This is a genomic window from Blautia sp. RTP21359st1_E11_RTP21359_211015 (genome assembly GCF_040910705.1).
In the GTDB taxonomy this organism is placed as follows: Bacteria; Bacillota; Clostridia; order Lachnospirales; family Lachnospiraceae; genus Blautia_A; species Blautia_A fusiformis.
In genome coordinates, this window is the sequence record NZ_JBDGAB010000071.1 from 1 (window position 1) to 17,077 (window position 17,077).

General features: G+C 39.3%; 18 protein-coding genes. 14 read left to right on the forward strand and 4 right to left on the reverse strand.

Annotated elements, in window-relative coordinates; genetic code table 11:
- The 14 genes from AB5026_RS16965 to AB5026_RS17030 all read left to right on the forward strand — a co-directional run.
- Positions 1–878 (forward strand): IS200/IS605 family accessory protein TnpB-related protein (locus tag AB5026_RS16965; protein ID WP_368213956.1); only part of this gene is annotated, 878 nt, incomplete at its 5' end.
- Positions 879–1,178: 300 nt separating this feature from the next.
- Positions 1,179–3,479: an ATP-dependent RecD-like DNA helicase gene (locus AB5026_RS16970; protein WP_368213957.1), complete on the forward strand. Its 2,301-nt coding sequence runs from the start codon at positions 1,179–1,181 to the stop codon at positions 3,477–3,479.
- A 122-nt stretch (positions 3,480–3,601) separates the two neighbouring features.
- A complete protein-coding gene (locus tag AB5026_RS16975) occupies positions 3,602–4,270 on the forward strand; it encodes a hypothetical protein (RefSeq protein WP_368213959.1) in 669 nt (222 codons plus the stop codon).
- 479 nt (positions 4,271–4,749) lie between these two features.
- Positions 4,750–5,484, forward strand: coding sequence for a hypothetical protein (locus tag AB5026_RS16980; RefSeq protein ID WP_173734599.1), 735 nt, complete (start codon positions 4,750–4,752; stop codon positions 5,482–5,484).
- 146 nt (positions 5,485–5,630) lie between these two features.
- A complete protein-coding gene (locus AB5026_RS16985) occupies positions 5,631–6,512 on the forward strand; it encodes a metallophosphoesterase (RefSeq protein ID WP_368213961.1) in 882 nt (293 codons plus the stop codon).
- Positions 6,513–6,526: 14 nt separating this feature from the next.
- Positions 6,527–6,838 (forward strand): hypothetical protein, encoded by a 312-nt coding sequence (locus tag AB5026_RS16990; protein WP_368213963.1) that lies wholly within the window; start codon positions 6,527–6,529, stop codon positions 6,836–6,838.
- Between the two features lie 86 nt (positions 6,839–6,924).
- Entirely contained in the window at positions 6,925–7,524 is a 600-nt protein-coding gene (locus AB5026_RS16995; protein WP_368213965.1) for a GNAT family N-acetyltransferase, read from the forward strand.
- Between the two features lie 596 nt (positions 7,525–8,120).
- A complete protein-coding gene (locus AB5026_RS17000) occupies positions 8,121–8,372 on the forward strand; it encodes an HPr family phosphocarrier protein (RefSeq protein ID WP_118593496.1) in 252 nt (83 codons plus the stop codon).
- A gap of 124 nt (positions 8,373–8,496) precedes the next feature.
- The gene (locus tag AB5026_RS17005; protein WP_368213967.1) at positions 8,497–8,901 is read left to right on the forward strand and encodes a hypothetical protein; all 405 of its coding nucleotides are present in this window, start codon (positions 8,497–8,499) and stop codon (positions 8,899–8,901) included.
- Between the two features lie 145 nt (positions 8,902–9,046).
- Entirely contained in the window at positions 9,047–9,589 is a 543-nt protein-coding gene (locus AB5026_RS17010; RefSeq protein ID WP_368213968.1) for a hypothetical protein, read from the forward strand.
- Positions 9,590–9,751: 162 nt separating this feature from the next.
- Entirely contained in the window at positions 9,752–10,216 is a 465-nt protein-coding gene (locus AB5026_RS17015) for a hypothetical protein (protein WP_368213970.1), read from the forward strand.
- 184 nt (positions 10,217–10,400) lie between these two features.
- Positions 10,401–12,848, forward strand: a complete 2,448-nt coding sequence (locus AB5026_RS17020; RefSeq protein ID WP_368213971.1) for a zinc-ribbon domain-containing protein — start codon at positions 10,401–10,403, stop codon at positions 12,846–12,848.
- Between the two features lie 237 nt (positions 12,849–13,085).
- Positions 13,086–14,207, forward strand: coding sequence for an ADP-ribosylglycohydrolase family protein (locus AB5026_RS17025; RefSeq protein WP_368213973.1), 1,122 nt, complete (start codon positions 13,086–13,088; stop codon positions 14,205–14,207).
- Positions 14,208–14,248: 41 nt separating this feature from the next.
- Positions 14,249–14,392, forward strand: a complete 144-nt coding sequence (locus tag AB5026_RS17030) for a peptidyl-tRNA hydrolase (protein WP_195656808.1) — start codon at positions 14,249–14,251, stop codon at positions 14,390–14,392.
- 96 nt (positions 14,393–14,488) lie between these two features.
- Here the strand turns inward: AB5026_RS17030 and AB5026_RS17035 are convergent, their stop codons facing one another.
- The 4 genes from AB5026_RS17035 to AB5026_RS17050 form a co-directional block, all read right to left on the reverse strand.
- On the reverse strand, positions 14,489–14,932 hold the full coding sequence (locus AB5026_RS17035) for a hypothetical protein (RefSeq protein WP_195656809.1): 444 nt from the start codon (positions 14,930–14,932) through the stop codon (positions 14,489–14,491).
- Positions 14,933–14,956: 24 nt separating this feature from the next.
- Positions 14,957–15,718 carry a Fic family protein gene (locus AB5026_RS17040; protein WP_195656810.1) on the reverse strand — a complete coding sequence of 254 codons (762 nt, stop codon included), beginning with the start codon at positions 15,716–15,718 and terminating at the stop codon, positions 14,957–14,959.
- Positions 15,719–15,888: 170 nt separating this feature from the next.
- Positions 15,889–16,539 (reverse strand): GIY-YIG nuclease family protein, encoded by a 651-nt coding sequence (locus AB5026_RS17045; protein WP_270186859.1) that lies wholly within the window; start codon positions 16,537–16,539, stop codon positions 15,889–15,891.
- A 5-nt stretch (positions 16,540–16,544) separates the two neighbouring features.
- The gene (locus AB5026_RS17050; RefSeq protein ID WP_368213975.1) at positions 16,545–16,808 is read right to left on the reverse strand and encodes a DUF2196 domain-containing protein; all 264 of its coding nucleotides are present in this window, start codon (positions 16,806–16,808) and stop codon (positions 16,545–16,547) included.
- Positions 16,809–17,077 lie beyond the last annotated feature (269 nt).

Sequence of the window (17,077 nt, forward strand, 5' to 3'; positions counted from 1 at the left end):
ATAAGGACTGGATATGGGCTCCTGTTAAGTTAAGAAGAACTGACATTAATTATATAAATAAATACTGGGGAGCCTGTAAAGACAAAAGCGCCCCTACTTTAGAAAAAATACATAACAAATACTATCTGAGATTTTCTTTTACGGAAACCGTAATTTTAAGCGATACACCTATTGCAGAACAGATTATCTGTGCAGTAGACCTTGGAATCAATACGGATGCAGTGTGCAGCATAATGAAGGCAGATGGAACTATCCTTGCAAGAAAGTTTATTGATTTTACAAGTGACAAAGACCGGATGTTTCATGCTATGAACAGAACACGCCGTAAACAGTCCAAGTACGGTCCAAAAAGCACCAGAGGCCTTTGGGCTTATGTAAAGCGCTTAAATGAAGACCGTGCAAAGAAAATATCAGCGGCAATCGTAGAATTTGCATCTCAGCATTCCGTAGACGCTATTGTAATGGAGCATCTGGGCTTCAAGGGGTGCAAGAAGCGAGGCAGTAAAGCGCAGAGACTGTCTATGTGGAATCACGGAATCATCCGTGAGAAGGTAGAACAAAAAGCGCATCTCCTCGGTATAAGGATTGCAACAATCTGTGCATGGAAGACAAGCGTTCTTGCTTTTGATGGAAGCGGAAGCGTTACCAGAGATAATAATAATCATGCACTTGCAACGTTCACGACAGGCAAGCAATATAACTGCGACCTGAGCGCCAGCTACAATATCGGCGCCAGATATTTTATCCGTGGACTCCTTAAATCTCTTCCGGCGACGGAAGAGTCCCTCGTAAAGGCAAAAGTTCCTGACGCTGGGCGTAGAACCTCCTGTACATTATCAACACTGCGGGCGCTTGCAAAAGAGCTTTCCGCAGCGTAGAGATGTATTTGCCCACCTGTCTATGTTCTAGTTTTTGTGTGGGTCTCTGTTTCGTCAGATTCAGAGATTTAGCATTCTTCGGGATGCTCTTACTAAGCTTAAACCGTATTCAGAGACAGGGCGCTTTACCGATTAAAAAGGTAGAGGGGGCATGACACATTGCTTGAAGCACGTGACTTAAGTCATGTGAGGTTCACAAAAAAATACGCTAAAAATGTTAAAAAAATGTTTTTTCATCATATTAAATATAGAAAAACAGGAGGTAATCACTGGCAAAGGGCCAGTTGCATATAGAAGACAATGTTAAAAGAAAGAGCAAAAGAATCTATAAAATTCAAGGCAAAAGCCGTCATATATGAGAACGAAACTGGCTTCAAGATTATTGCCGGTGTGGCTTTTAATGCGAAGACAGGGGAAAGAATATGCAAATGCAGTATGAAAGGTCAGATGTTTGATGTCACTGATGGAGATGAAGTATTTGCAACGGGAGACTGGGATGAACATCCTAAATATGGAATCGGCTTTAAAATGGATGCTTATGTTAAGATTATTCCACAGGACAAAAAAAGTATCTTGTGGTATTTAAAACAAGGTAATATTGATGGCATATCACAAAAAAGGGCGGAGGCTATTGTCAATAAATTCGGTGACAATACTTTTGATGTGCTCATATATCAGACCGAGCTATTACAGCAGATAAAAGGGATTGGAAAGAAAAGCATTGAAAAGATAAAGAAATGTGCAAAGGAAAAGCTCGAAGAACAGAATATGATTCAGACTATCATGATGTATATTCAAGGCTTCGGCATCAGTCCTGCATATGCAAATCGTATTTATAAGCGTTACGGTCTTGATAGCATTAAGGTGATTAACGAAAACCCGTATAGACTGGCTGACGAAGTGAAAGGAATTGGCTTTTTAAAAGCAGACGAGATTGCGCTAAAGAATGGTATGCCAAAGGATAGTCCGTTCCGTGTTGAAAGTGCTGTTATGTATGTATTAAAGCAGATGAGCGAAGATGGCGACGTGTTTGGGTATAGAGAAAAAGTGGAGAAGGACTGCCGCGATTTCTTGCAGCTGGATGTTTCTTATGTAGAAAATGCAGTGAAAAGTCTGATTCAGAAAAAGAAAATTATATTCGAAGACGATGCACTCTATCTGATTCCTCTGTATAAAGCAGAAACATATGCTGCAAAAAAAATAGTAGAATTGCTTCAGAGCAAAACAAAAAGGGTGAATGTAACAAAAAAAGAAGTAAAAGCAATGGGAAAAGAACTGGATAGGGATTACGCACCGGAACAGGTACAGGCTATTATAGAATCATGTCGGTCAAATGTACTAATCTTGACAGGGGGACCTGGTACAGGAAAAACCACAACAGTTAACGGAATCATCCATATGCTGAAAAAACATGGGATGGATGCGATTTTATGTGCAGCACCGACAGGTAAGGCTTCAAAGAGGATGAAAGAAACAACTGGAGAGAAAGCTCAAACAATACATCGTACCCTGGAAGTAAAAAGTGAAGGGGCATACGGCTTCAAATTTGGAAAAAATGAAAAAGCACCATTGGAAGGCGATGCCATCATTATTGACGAAAGTTCAATGATTGATATGGAATTAATGGCATCAGTATTAAAGGCTATTCCAGAAGGCATGAAACTGATTTTGGTTGGTGATATCGACCAGTTGCCAAGTGTTGGCTGTGGAAACGTATTGCATGAAATGATTGATTCTAATGTTGTTCCAATCGTAAGGCTGAAGACCATATTCCGTCAGGCAGCAGAAAGCCAGATTATAAAAAACGCGCATCTGATTAATGAAGGTGTTGTTCCAAGTTTCAAAAATAACAGAAATGGAGATTATTTTTTCATGGACGTTGACGGAATGGAACAGGAACGAATCAGAGATTATATCGTAACGTATGTGTGTGACAATTTGCCGAGATATTATAACGTGAGTGCTGATGAGATACAGGTTCTGGCACCAATGAAGAAAGGGCCGACTGGCGTCTGGGAGCTTAACGACTATATTCAGAACAGGATTAACCCGCCAAGTACAACAAAACAAATTATACCATGTAATGACCACCTGCTGAGGGTTGGAGACAAGGTAATGTACACATGTAATGATTACGATAAAAAGATATTCAATGGTGATGTAGGCAAGATTGTTTCAATCTGTCTGACGCAGAATGAAGCAGACGATGCTGATGAAGACAATGCCGATGAAAGCGCAAAAAGAGGATTTGTTGTTGATTTTGATGGAAACAGAGTCCATTTTGATTTAAGCAAAGCGCAGGATTTTATCCTTGCTTATGCAACAACGATACATAAGAGCCAGGGAAGCGAGTATGATATTGTTGTGATGCCGCTTACAACCGCAAATTATATCATGCTGCAGAGAAACCTGTTGTACACAGCCGTGACGCGAGCAAAAAAAGTATTCGTGTTATTTGGACAGAAAAACGCAGTGGCCAGAGCAGTTAAGAACCTCACTGTTGTCAATAGAAATACAAGGCTGGGGTCTAGGATATCAGAGGATGCAGGATTCCTGCTTGAAAAACAAAATACAAAAAAACATGAGCGCAAAACAGCTTAAGACGGCTGTTTTGCGTTTTTGTATCAACAAAAATTCTTCATTATGAAGATATAAGAAATACGTAAAAGAAGAATGGGAATAAAAGCAATTTTTTACACAAAAGAGAAGGGAGGCCGGTTTGTATGGCATCAGAGAACGACAGACACGAAGCGTATAAAAATTACATTGCTGCAAACGAGAGCACTGTTTTAAAAGGATTGGAAAATTGGCTTCTGTTTGGAAGGCCGATAGCAGAGGCAAGCATTTTATATGAAATAAGAAAATGCTTGGACCCATGGCCAGCACATTTTATATTAGAAAATTCGCAGAGCAGGAAGGCTCGAGACGGTGTTTTATTGGAAAACGGTTATATTTGCAAAAATCTTACAATAAAAGATTTCTTGAACGAATTTTCAGGAAAAGTTTTCTTATGCGAGGGCGAAAATGGATATGACGAATATTATACGACTTACGGGGAAGAGTTAGACATCTCCATTGGAAGTGTAATGGAAAAAATGGCTAAAAAAGGGATGGAAGCTATTTTGAAAGACAAATTCAAATCGTATGATGCAGCGAGCTTATGCTCGCTTGCACCAGACGCGAACGGGGCTTCCGACTCCCACGTACGCATCCAATTGCCTTCAGACCGATGGGCAAACAAGTTTGACCGCGGTTTCCCGTCCGTCGATGAAAACATGCAAGATGAAGGTGTATTCATGGAATGTCTGTTCAAGGTTGTTGATATATATTCAGCCTTATCGGTTATCCGGTTTTATCGAATGGAAGGAATAGCATTAAAAGACATAAGATGATGCAGTGAGCTTATGCTCGCTTGCATCAGACGCGGACGGGGTTTTCGACTCCCGCGTACGTGTCCAATGTTTCATGTGACAGCAAGGACGGAGTCCGAGCTGGAATTGAAGCGAAGCGTAATCTGGTAACGAGCCGACAACGGCGAGTTATCAATTACCTTCAGACCGACGGGCAAACAGGTTTGACCGCAGGGTTTTCCGTCCGTCGATGATATGCATAAGAAAGTTGTTTTAAGGCCTGCTTTAGCGGTAGGCCTTTTGTAATGCAAAAAAAATAAAAAAGCTCGCAAAAAAACAACAAAAATAAAAAAATCAAGCATATTAATTACGTCAAGAAATAAACAGTTCGAAGCGAAGGAACTGCGAAAAATATACGTAGTGCCCCAAAAACATATTGAGGGCCGACTGGCAATGTGAGATTGACCGCGGCCTTCCGCCTAATAACAAAAAAAAATTAGAAAAGGAGATTACAAAATTATATGGGAAGAAAATTTAAAATTGAAAGAGACTATTACGATGAGAAGGACTATTTATATAGAAAAATGCATGTAGAGTTTGAACCTGGACTTACGGTCCTGATTGGATGCAATGGATGCGGAAAAACCACATTGATGCGACAGGTTCGGTTACAGGTGGAGAAAGAGCTTAAAAATCCGTGTGTTATCAATTACGACAACTATATTCATGGCGGAGCATCTTCAATAAGCGAATCCATACTTTGCGGAGATATGACATTTGTTGCAGATAGTGTGATGTCAAGCGAAGGAGAGAAGATTGCATTAAATATGCAGAAACTATCCATGAAAATTGGTTCTCTTATGAAAAAATATCCGGACGAAAAAGAGTTTTGGATTTTTCTTGATGGAGTGGATAGCGGATTCAGTGTTGATGCGATTGAGGACTTGAAACGTGGCCTGTTTGATACTATATTTGATTGTTATCCGGATAAAGATATCTACATCATCGCAAGTGCAAATGAATATGAGATGGCCAGAGGAGAGAAATGTTTCGATACAGTTAACTGCAGATATGTGAATATTAAGTCGTATGAACGTTATAGAAGTCTTGTGTTAAAATCAAGGGAGTACAAAGATGAAAGGATTAAAAAGGCGGTTAAAAGAGCGGAAAGCCAGAAAGAAAAGGCTGCCGAAAAAGACTCTGATAATGTGAAGGAAAGCAGTTTCCAGGCTCGAGAGTGGAAGAAGGAGAGATAGGAAGGAGCAGGGGATAAAGCCCCTGCTTATTTCGGATTGGTGGAAGAGCCGCCAGACATCAAACAAACAATAATTATTCGCAAATATTTTCAGCTTGGCCGAAAATTCGTCATATTAATTCCACAAAAAAAAGAGGAGGAATTGATATGGCAATTTATGTGACTGGAGATACTCACGGTGCTAAACAATATGGATTTTACAGTGTTGATGGATTTATGCACAGATTAAATATAGATTCTTTCCCGGAACAAAAAATGATGACGAAAGATGACTATGTAGTAATCTGTGGAGATTTTGGTGGCGTCTGGGATTTTAAAGGAGAGTCTCCGGAAGAAAAATATAACCTAGACTGGCTTGAATCGCGTAATTTTACAACATTATTTGTGCCAGGAAATCATGAAAATTACGACCGTCTGGTTGGTATAAATGACAAAAAAGCGCTAGACTCCTGGATTTTTAAAGGACTGAGCGATGTAAAGAAAAATAGAATACTGAATGGATACCCACAAAAAGAATGGCACGGCGGAATTGTAAGAGAGATTCGCCCATCTGTTCTTATGCTTGAACGGGGATATGTTTTCGATATTGATGGGTGCAAGTGCTTTGCCTTTGGAGGTGCAAGAAGCCATGACATCAGCGGTGGAATCCTTAAAGCAGAAGAATTTGAAAGCAAAAAACTGGCTAATAAAGAGGCTGAAAGATGGAATCTTGAAGGAAAAACGTTTCGTGTAAATCATATTTCATGGTGGGAACAGGAAATGCCAGAGCAGATGGAGATGGAACGCGGCTGGGCCATGCTTGAAGATGAAAAATATAAAGTAGATTTCATTTTTTCGCATGACTGTCCGGCTTCTGATAAATATTTCATCCTGCGTGTGAATGAGCCTGATGAGTTAAACAGGTATCTTGAACAGGTAAAACAGAAAGCAGAATACAAAAAATGGTTCTTTGGGCATTACCATGAAAATATGATGATACCTGGAGGAAAAGACATGTTGCTGTATGAGCAGATTGTACAGATTAACTGATAGGCGGTGGTCGTATGGCAATCCGGAAAGAAAAAGAAGAGATTTGCGGAAGACTCTCTACGAGAGTTGTCTACATTACAGAAGACGGAAAGCGGTTCTCTCAGGAGAGCGAAGCTTTCCTGCATGACGAGTACCTTAAATGGCAGCAGACGGCCAGGAAAATGGGCGTCAGATGTGTTGATGGCGGGTATTACTGCAAAAGCGAGCAGGCATTGGCGACCGTCGTGATAATGATGTCGTATAAGACAGGCCGGTATGACGGAAATCAGAAGAGATTTGTCAAATTTGATAACTATCAGAATTATAGATTTTCCGGCCCGGACTGATATTTCTTCGAGCACGATGCATGTAAACCGTACCCTTACGGATACAGCGTTAAGTCTCTGACTCAGAAGAAACAGGAATTCGCTGAATGGATGAAAAAATACGAGGAGAAAGCGTAGTGGCTTTCTCTTTTTTTGGTTTTTTTTCTCGCTTTCTTTTTTTTGCATATTGGATATGTAAATGTTGCCAAAAAATCGGCAAAGAAAGAGAGGAATTTGTAATGGAAATGTATTTTAAACTTTCTGAGTTGACAAAATTAGAACAGCAGATGTATTACAACTGCATATATCTGTTTCTTATGGAAGCAAATATACAGCACCCGGAATTTTCTGCTTGGTATAGCGGCTTGTTTACTGACGACCTGCGCTTAAAGCCGGAGTACGAAATCGTAATCTGTGAAAAGGAATATGAGATTGCCGGGGTCACAATCCTGAAATCAACAAAAGAAGAGGCAAAAATATGCACGGTGTATGTTGCAGAACAGTATCGCCATAATGGTCTCGGAAGAAGGCTGATGGAGTTAAGCCTTGAGTGGCTGGAAAATGAAAAGCCGGTGATGATACTTGATAAAAGCAAGGAACCAGACTTTGCGGGCATCCTTAAACACTTTGGCTTTGTATTTCAGGAAGAAGATTGCGGATTACATAATCCGGGAAAGATAGAACTTATATACAACGGGAAAAACTGAGCCTTCGGCTCAGTTTTTTTTGGGTGGAAAGTTAATGGAGAAAGGGGATGCGGAATGTTTGAACGGTTGGAGGACGGAAGGGATGAAAGTTGAAAGGGGTTTGCGAAAGTGAGGTTGCTGGAGGGCGGAAGGCTGAGATTTGCTCTGTAAGAAAAGAAGAACGGCGGCATGATGTTTGCCGGCTGGCGCCGGGAGGAGTTAATCTGGCGGCCAGAAGACGTTGGGTTCTGTAAAGAAGCAAGATGAGAAGAAGTTGGCAGCTGAAGGAATACTGACTTTTGCTGGCTGAAATGCTCGTCTGTGCATGCTGTTCGCTAGCTGTCTGAATGCTGCTGCTTGTATACTGCCCGTAGCGTCTGGTCGGCTGCCTGCACTTTTTTGCCGATTAGAAAAAAATGCACAAAAGGAGCCTCAAAAAATCCTTTTTTCTTAATAAAACCAGAAAGAAATTGGTAAAAATACACAAAAACAAAGCAAAAACAGGGCCATTTTGTACGCCCAAAAAGTGTTTCATTTTTAAATTTTTTTAGCATATTATTCTTGTAATCGAAGATAAGCACCCGGCGAAGCCGGAAGACAAAAAAGGAGAGAGAAAAATGATTACAAGAAAAATTAAAATTGAAACTATCAGTAAAGTTAAAGATTTTGTAAACGAAATCAGCAAGGTTGATGTTAACGCTGATTTAAGCAATCCGGACAGACGATATATCGTTGATGCAAAATCCATCCTCGGAATCTTAAGCCTGGATATCTCTCACGTAATGAATCTGACGATTTATGATGAGGAGAAAAATGCAGGAAAATATGAAAAGATTTTTGAGAAATTTGGAGTAAGGGACAATAACTAGAATTCGAGACAGCAGGGCGGCATGAGGCCGCTTTTTTGTTGCGTGGAAAAATCGGCATATTAAAAATGATATTAAATTAAAATTTTTACATGCTGATTTTTTCAGCAAGAAAGAGAGGAAAGTTATGATGAACACAATGAAAAACTATGGAGCACTCGTTGGAAGCATTGATGCCGCAATGGTAGATAAGGCAAGAAATATCTTGGTTGAGTTGCCTAAGACTATGCCAAGGCCGCAGTACAAGAGTCAGACCAGTGGTCTGATGTGCTATCCAGTAGAAGAAGCACTTCAGGCGTGGAGTTTATCCATTGACGATGACAGACTGCTTCTGGCAATGGCGGCCGTTGCATCCATGGCCGATTATATTGACGGCGTCGGCATCGCAATGCCTGTCACTGCCGATGTGATGGCCGTTATGAAGTTCGTGGCTCATCTGCTGGATGCCGAGGAGAGCGGCCCGGTATATATGCGTCATGAGGTATATCATGGCGAAGAACGGGCGTTCTCTTACGTTGTCCGCGTCATCTAATAGTGCAGAGTCAAAACCAGAAATGGTTTTGGCTCTTTTTTTTGTGGCTGTGGCATGAGATAAATAAAAAAAATAATCGCGGCTTGGAAAAAGTTCGGCATATTATATTTGTAAAAAATAATCAACCAAGAAAAGGAGAAAAAACATGAAAAAAACAAACAAAAAAGCACTTGGAGAAATGATTGGAGAGATGCTTCAAGTTGAAGACCTGAATACTAACCAGCTGCAGATTATTGATATGTTGTGTAAAATCAACGAGTCATCTGAAATTGCATCGGAAACAGCTTACAGCGGTATAAACGGTAAGCGATTTGACGAGTTTGAAGATTTTGTTGTTGAAAACGACGATGAAATCTGGGATGTCTTTAATGCATGCAAAACATTTGATAAAAGCGGCGAAATCGCTAAGCTTGTGCTTTTAAACGCAAAAAAAATGAATGAAGAAGAAGAAAAAGAAAGAGGAATCGAGCAGGAGGATTCTCGAATCATCGTGAATTTCAAGTACGTTAATGGTATTCCAAAATTCTGTTATGTCCGCATTGTATATGACGACAAAGAAAAGGGCGGAAATATCGTAAAAAGTCTATACAACTGGGATGATGAAGGGGATTACTGGGCATTTCCATTTGATAAAATTGAGTCTCACAATAAAAAGTCTGATTTCTTCATCAAACTTATGCTTGATTAAGTGTTTGCGAGCCAAAACCGAAATGGTTTTGGCTCTTTTTTTGTGCGAGGACGGTGCGGAGATAAACAAAAAAAAGCATAAAAAAAATTGGAAAAAATAATCGTGGTTGGGGAAAAATCCGGCATTTTGTATGTGTAAAAAAATAAAAAAGAGGGAAAGCATATGACATATAAAGCTGGAGACCAGGTGCGGGATGAATTCAATGTACCAATACATAAATTAATATTTCAAAAGATAAAAAAGACATGTGAGTCTGGGAAACCAGGCTGGATTATATTGGATGAGAATAAAAATGAGTTCACATTATGCTTTATAGAAGATTTTGATTTGATTGAAAAGTATTTAGATTTCGCTAATTCGCATATGCCATTAAGTCGTGAGCAATCGCATTCAATTTCTGTGGGAATAAGACCCTCCAAAATGATTAGCGAGCATGTGACAATAGAAATCAGATACAGAAAAGCAAGAGGAAAATATACTTTTATTGTGCCGCAGTGTTTAAAAATGTGGAATGAATATTGTTCAAAAGAAACGCTGGAATATGTGAAGGAGCAAGTAAAGGAAGCTGGAGAGCAGGCGGTAAAAAAGTATGAAAGGAAAATAGAAAGAAAAACGAAAAATCAATAGCGTACTGCCGGCAGCGGGCCAAAATCAGAAATGGTTTTGGCTCTTTTTGTGGTGTAGAAAAAACGGAAAAAGAAAATAAAATTTGGCTGACGCCTGGATATAGATAAGATTGAGCGGCGGACGTTTGTTTTGATACAAAATTCAGCATATTAAAACAAATCCAAAAATGGAGGCGTTTTAATAGATGAAGAAAGATTTTGTGTCGCTGGCAGAGGCGCGGCCGGACTTGGCGAAAGAGTGGAATTATGAGAAGAATGTGGATTTGAAACCGGAGGATGTGAGTTGTGGATGCAAAAAGAAAATTTGGTGGAAATTACCTTATGATGTTCCGGATGATTATCCGGTTGAGCATTTAAGAGGGAAGCATTTTGAATTTGAATGGGAAGCTCGGATTAATGACCGTACTAGTCATAATTCTGAATGCCCATTTCTGACTGGAAATGATGTATATAGTGGATTTAACGATTTGGCTACAGTAAATCCAGTGTTAGCGAAGGAATGGCATCCCACAAAAAATGGAGATTTAAAACCAACGCAAGTTACTGCAGGCTCGACAATTTCGGTCTGGTGGCTTCTGAATTATAACGTGCCAATGGATTATCCTATCGAATCATTAAGAGGAAAGCCTTTTAATTTTGAATGGATGTCTTCAATAAATTCTCGTAATCAGGGCCGGAAATGCCCATTTTTGACTGGAAATAAAATTTTGAAAGGATTTAACGACTTAGCAACAGCTTATCCGAAATTAGCAAAGGAATGGCATCCCACAAAAAATGGAGATTTAAAACCAGAAAATGTTCATATGTGTTCACATCAAAAAGTTTGGTGGTATCTGCCATATGATGTTCCAATGGATTATTCAATTGAGTCTCTAAGAGGGAAACATTTTAATTTTGAATGGTGTGTTAGAATTAATGACCGTGTTAATTATAACACAGGCTGTCCATTTTTAACAGGAAAAAATGTATTAAGCGGATTCAACGACTTAGCTACAATAAATCCAGAATTGGCTAATGAGTGGCACCCTACGAAAAATGGAAAGTTAACGCCATATGATGTAATGTCAAATTCAAACAAAAAAGTATGGTGGTTATTACCGTATGATGTACCAATGGATTATCCAATTAAATCACTAAGAGGAAAGCATTTTAATTTTGAATGGCAGGCAAGTCCAAACAAGAGGCAAAACGGAAATGATTGTCCATTTTTGAGCGGTCAAGCTATTTGGAAGGGCTTTAATGACCTGGCAACAACCAATCCAAATCTTGCTGATGAATGGGCTTATGACTTGAATGCTAATTTGAGTCCACAAAATGTTGCCGCCAATTCAAGCAAAAAAGTATGGTGGCATTTATCATATGATATTCCAGATGATTATATAGTAGAAGGTTTGCGCGGCAAGCATATTGATTTTCAATGGAAAGCAGGTATTGCAGGTAGAAATAATGGTAATGGTTGCCCCTTTTTAAGTGGTTATGCTGTATGGCAGGGCTTTAACGACCTTGCAACTGTTAGTCCTGAATTAGCAAAAGAATGGCACCCGATTAAAAATGGAGATTTGAAACCAACACAAATCACAGCAAATTCTGACAAAAAAGTATGGTGGCTGTTGCCATATGATGTACCAATGGATTATCCGATTAAGCATCTAAGAGGAAAACATTTTGATTTTGAATGGCAAGCAAGAATACCTGATAGGGTTTTTAAAAATGCAACATGTCCTTATTTAAGCTATCATCCAATGCTATGGAAAGGGTTTAATGACTTACAAACAGTTAACCCAAAACTTGCGAAGGAATGGCATCCCACTAAAAATGGAGATTTAACACCGGAGGATGTAACTTGTGGATTAAATAAACAAATATGGTGGTTGCTTCCATACGATGTGCCAACAGATTATCCAGTCAAAGATTTAAGAGGAAAACATTTTGATTTTGAATGGCAAGCGTCAATTAATCATCGTAATCGTGGTATTGGATGCCCATTTGTTAATAATAGAGCCGTATGGAGGGATTTTAACGATTTATCAACGGTAAATCCAAACCTTGCAAAAGAATGGCATCCTACTAAAAATAGCAAATTAACCCCGCATGATGTTGTGGCGGGGTCGAGGGAAAAGGTATGGTGGTACTTGCCATATGATGACCCAAAAACAGGGAAACATTTTAATTTTGAATGGCAAGCCGTTATATTAAATCGCAATAGAGGAAGTGGCTGTCCATATTTAACAACTTATAAAGGCGAAGAATATATAAAGCAGTATCTTCAGAAAGATAATATTTCTTTTAATGTTCAGCAAAAATTTTCTGATTTACTCGGTACTGGCGATGGTCAATTATCATATGATTTTTCAATACCTGATGAAAAGTATGGACTTATCTTAATTGAATATAACGGCATACAGCACTACGAAGCTGTGGAATATTTCGGCGGTGAAGAACAATTCAAAAAACAAAAAGAACACGACAAAAGAAAACGCGACTATGCCAAAAAGCATAGCTATAAACTGATTACTGTTAAATATACATATGACACATATGAAAGTGTTGAAGAATACCTTGACAAGGAACTTAAAAAGCTTGGCGTTATAGATGACACTAGAAAAGAAGAAAACGTAAATGACGCAGCATAAAGAGAACGTATTACCGCAGCCGGCTTCGCCGGCTGCTTTTTTCTGTACATTTTTGCTGCATAAACAGAAAATAAAGAAAGCAAAAAAATAAAAAGAAAATCAAAAAAATCTCAAAATTCAGCATATTAAAAAAAGAAGAAAAAAAAGGAGCCAAAAAGGAGCCAAAAAGGAGCCGAAAAAGGAGCCGAACCGGAAGGGGCTGAAGAAGCTGAAAAATAAAGAAAGAAGAGGTGAAAAATGAGAGATATTAAAAATGATTTATTTGAAGTTAAAGAGACCTACTGCGAAAGCTGTCAATATAATATACCAGGAAAGACTTGGTGCTCAAAATATAAAAAAATAAAGCCTGTTGGCGTCATGATAGGAAGGACTAAATGTGAAAAGTATTGTATGCTAAACAATGTAATCATGGCTTCAATTGTTGGTTTGGCAGTAGGCGATGCGTTAGGAGTGCCCGTTGAGTTTGCTTCAAGAGAAGAATTAAGTAAAAACCCGGTTAAAGACATGAGGGGCAAAGGGACGCATAATCAGAAAGCTGGAACCTGGTCGGACGATACGTCATTAACAATTGCATTAATTAAAGCCTTGGGAGATAAAGAGTTTAACGTGGACAGTATAGCCCGCAGGATGATGGATTGGTTGTATAAAGGTAAGTATACAGCAAACGGGAAGGTGTTTGATGTTGGAAATACGACAAGAGAGGCTATATGGAGAATGCATAAGGGAGTATCTCCGATTGAAGCCGGAGGGAAAGATGAATACAGTAATGGAAACGGCTCTCTGATGCGTATACATCCACTTGCTTTTTACTTGCTTGATGTTGATAATTTTGAAGAAAAGAAGAATATGATATATCAGGTATCATCCTTAACGCATGCAAATATTATTTCAAAAGTTGCCTGTCATTTTCTCGTGGAACTAATAATCCGCCTGCTAAAAACAAATAGCATTAGAACTGCATATGATGCCGTATGTCGTGAATTTGCTGAATATTACACAGAAGACAAGATACAATCTGCGTTTGCAAATATTTTCTCAGGAAAGATACTTTCTATGCCAGCATCAAGTGTTAAGTCATCTGGGTATGTAATAGATACATTAGAGGCCGTTTTGTGGTGTATTTTCCATACAACAACATATAAGGATGCTGTCTTAACAGCGGTGAATCTTGGCGATGATACAGATACTGTCGGCGCTATAACAGGCGGAATTGCTGGCATTATTTACGGCCTTAATGCTATTCCTGAAGAGTGGATTTCAAAATTGGTTAATAAGATGATTGTGCTTAATGCTGCAAGCGATTTGTATAAGAAATGCAATAAGGACAATATCATCGATAACCTTGATTTTTCCGTCTAAAATGAGTCAAAAAAAATAATCAAGCCAGGAGGTAAAAACACATGCGGCAATTAATAATCGCAAGAAAAGACTTAAATATGTCTGCCGGGAAGCTGGCGGCACAGGTATCTCATGCGTCTATGGCGTTTCTGACAGCGCCGCTCAGAGATGCGAAATGTAATAAAAATAAAATAAGTGAAAAATAAAAAAGATAAAAAGAAAAACAAGCAGAAAAACAAAACGAACAGGCCGATTAATCGGCCTGTTATTTGTGCTTGATAAAATACAGAAAAAATAAAAAGTTAGTGGTCTTCGCCATATCCACGAAGAACGACTTTGCCGGCCTCGTCTACAACCTCAATCAGACATCCTGGCTGCCAGCCTTTGTATCTGAGTGGCTTGACTTTTCCGAATTCAGACATACAGTCAAAAATTTCGTATGACTCACCGTGGCAATCGTCCATATTGATATAATCGATAAGCCTCTGTGGTGTCATTAACGAAGAAAATAATTCGTCGTCAATCATATGTTGCACCAAAAACATAGAGCATTCGCTCATCGTTGTCGGTTTTGCATCTTCATCACTTAAATCTGGTTCATAGTCTTCAATCAGGAGTTCGTCATCAAGCATCTCTCCATAAAATTCTTCCTCAGCTTTGTGTTTTGGACCTTCGCCATTATAATCATCAAACATCTCTCGCTCAATAGCATCAATGTCGCTTAAGCTTCCTGATATCCCTGCCATGTTATATGTCCCCTTTCTTGCTGTTTACTGCAATTCATCATAATCAAAAATCATAGGTATTACTTTTTCTTGATACCATTTTTGTTCTGATTCAAAAAAATCAATAAGCGGCGCATAATCGTGCTTGTTCTGCGCGGCACTAAGATACCGGTAATACTTGATTTTGTTTTCGTCTCTGATTACGACAGGTGTAATGTCTGCGTCAAGACACTGCTTTAACAGAATCATGCGTCCAACGCGGCCATTCCCATCCTGGAACGGGTGGATATTTTCAAAGATAGCATGGAATTTTGCAATATCTCGCAGCTCAATTTTCTTTTTGCCGGTATACTTGGCAAGTAGAGCTTCAACCATTGCCGGTACTTCCTGTGGAGGAGCAGTGGTAATATTCCCTACAAGGTTTGCACGCTTTTTCCAGTCTCCGACTGCGTATCCGTTTGCCATATCTTCGAAGACACCCTCTTTGAGGTTTTTATGCATGCCTTTGATAATATCGGCAGTAAGCGGTTCACCTGTGTGCTTCATCATGTAGTTAAACATCTTAAAATGACCGTTCATTTCTTCCACGTCTTTTGCTCTGAAGATTGTGTCTTCGTCATCTGCGAAAAATGTACCTGTATCAAATAATGATGCGGTCTGCCTTTCCGTCAATGTACTTCCTTCAATCTTATTGGAGTTGTAAGCCATGCTGCGCTGTGTAAAGCCATATGCTCCACTGCGGTCCTGGTTTTGAAACTCAATCGTGAGGCGCTGTTTCAGTCTTTCTGTAAATTTTTTGTCCTGCATTTTGCATTCCCCTTTCTTGTTTGCTATGTATATTCAATATGCAAAATGTAGCATCTGTTAACAAATTGCGGATGTATTCAGTATATCATACAACGAGGCAAAAGAAAAACAAAAAAAAGGCGCCAAAAGCGCCTTTTCTGTTGCTCTGGATGTTTGGCCAGGATAGACAATCATTCTTCTTTCCATTGTGTCTCCTCTGCAATATCCGTAATCTTTTTCCCATTGTATGTAAAAACAGAAGCTCCCTGGATGGCTGATACATTTCGGAGCTTTTCAGCAAGCGGCGAAAGAGAAGTGGTCTCGCCATTGTACTCTACTTTATTCTTTTCTGCGTCCACGACCGTCGCCCTGACGGAATCGTCGTCGATAAACACAAGTTCTGCACCGACTGGTATGCCGCATTTTTGAAAGTTGATTGCCGGTCTTTGTTTTCGTCCGCTGCTGCCTGAACAATGAGACTGCTTTCTTGTGCTGTTTACTACGCCTTCGCCTTGCATCGGAGCCACGCGCTTCAATTTGTCAGCGCTGCCTGATATGATAGCGATAGCCTCAAGCAATCGGTAAGCTTTTTCTGCCGACATTGCGAAGAATTCCCGATTTTTGGCGAGACGTAATTTCGGGTTCAATGTATCGATTAATTCGTGCAGTTTTTTATCCTCCAGCTGACCTGATGTCTCGTATGTTGCATATATCTCGTATTCGAAAGGAAGTGCAGTAGTGCTTAACTGTTTTCGGCGAGCCTCCACGTCGGAGGCATAGCCGATTTTGACCATGTCATGTAGACATGGGTTTGTCATTATGTAAATATATCCTTCAGCCATCCAGGTCACTTCGCTTTCTGTTTTGGAAGAATTGCTTTTACCCTGCCAACGAGGCGGTAATCTGGATTTTCTTTTCGGATTTCTTTTTCTTCCTCTGTCTCATTTTCCGGCTTGATTTTCACTTTAATCCCCCTGTAATGAGTTTCGGTTTTTGTTAAAATCTCATCTACGATTCCGTATGTAAGATTTCCATTTTCGTAGTCTTCTTTTAAAAGAACAGCGACACTCTGTTTTGGATGGATTTTTTTTCTAATCTGATAGTTCTGCATAAATTTTCCTCCTGAAATAAGTTGATTGTTTATTCTAGTATGCAGGATTTTTAAAAAAAAGAAAAAAGGTTTGCGAGTGAATTACCGAAAATTTCCATTTGCTACCACAAAAGCAAAATGTTTTTCCGCAAATTTTCACAGAAATACGAAAAAGCAGCATATTTAAGATATGAAACGCAAGGAGGATTAAACGTCAATAACCCGCGCCCGAGATAAATCTCGGACGGGGCTTGTAAAAACATGCATATTTTTATTCTGTATTTTTTATT

What these genes read in the sequence shown, in the direction of transcription:
- AB5026_RS16970 (WP_368213957.1), top strand. Translation starts at nt 1,179, where the DNA reads ATGTTAAAAGAAAGAGCAAAAGAATCTATAAAATTCAAGGCAAAAGCC.
- AB5026_RS16975 (WP_368213959.1), top strand. Translation starts at nt 3,602, where the DNA reads ATGGCATCAGAGAACGACAGACACGAAGCGTATAAAAATTACATTGCT.
- AB5026_RS16980 (WP_173734599.1), top strand. Translation starts at nt 4,750, where the DNA reads ATGGGAAGAAAATTTAAAATTGAAAGAGACTATTACGATGAGAAGGAC.
- AB5026_RS16985 (WP_368213961.1), top strand. Translation starts at nt 5,631, where the DNA reads ATGGCAATTTATGTGACTGGAGATACTCACGGTGCTAAACAATATGGA.
- AB5026_RS16990 (WP_368213963.1), top strand. Translation starts at nt 6,527, where the DNA reads ATGGCAATCCGGAAAGAAAAAGAAGAGATTTGCGGAAGACTCTCTACG.
- AB5026_RS16995 (WP_368213965.1), top strand. Translation starts at nt 6,925, where the DNA reads ATGGATGAAAAAATACGAGGAGAAAGCGTAGTGGCTTTCTCTTTTTTT.
- AB5026_RS17000 (WP_118593496.1), top strand. Translation starts at nt 8,121, where the DNA reads ATGATTACAAGAAAAATTAAAATTGAAACTATCAGTAAAGTTAAAGAT.
- AB5026_RS17005 (WP_368213967.1), top strand. Translation starts at nt 8,497, where the DNA reads ATGATGAACACAATGAAAAACTATGGAGCACTCGTTGGAAGCATTGAT.
- AB5026_RS17010 (WP_368213968.1), top strand. Translation starts at nt 9,047, where the DNA reads ATGAAAAAAACAAACAAAAAAGCACTTGGAGAAATGATTGGAGAGATG.
- AB5026_RS17015 (WP_368213970.1), top strand. Translation starts at nt 9,752, where the DNA reads ATGACATATAAAGCTGGAGACCAGGTGCGGGATGAATTCAATGTACCA.
- AB5026_RS17020 (WP_368213971.1), top strand. Translation starts at nt 10,401, where the DNA reads ATGAAGAAAGATTTTGTGTCGCTGGCAGAGGCGCGGCCGGACTTGGCG.
- AB5026_RS17025 (WP_368213973.1), top strand. Translation starts at nt 13,086, where the DNA reads ATGAGAGATATTAAAAATGATTTATTTGAAGTTAAAGAGACCTACTGC.
- AB5026_RS17030 (WP_195656808.1), top strand. Translation starts at nt 14,249, where the DNA reads ATGCGGCAATTAATAATCGCAAGAAAAGACTTAAATATGTCTGCCGGG.
- AB5026_RS17035 (WP_195656809.1), bottom strand. Translation starts at nt 14,932, where the DNA reads ATGGCAGGGATATCAGGAAGCTTAAGCGACATTGATGCTATTGAGCGA.
- AB5026_RS17040 (WP_195656810.1), bottom strand. Translation starts at nt 15,718, where the DNA reads ATGCAGGACAAAAAATTTACAGAAAGACTGAAACAGCGCCTCACGATT.
- AB5026_RS17045 (WP_270186859.1), bottom strand. Translation starts at nt 16,539, where the DNA reads ATGGCTGAAGGATATATTTACATAATGACAAACCCATGTCTACATGAC.
- AB5026_RS17050 (WP_368213975.1), bottom strand. Translation starts at nt 16,808, where the DNA reads ATGCAGAACTATCAGATTAGAAAAAAAATCCATCCAAAACAGAGTGTC.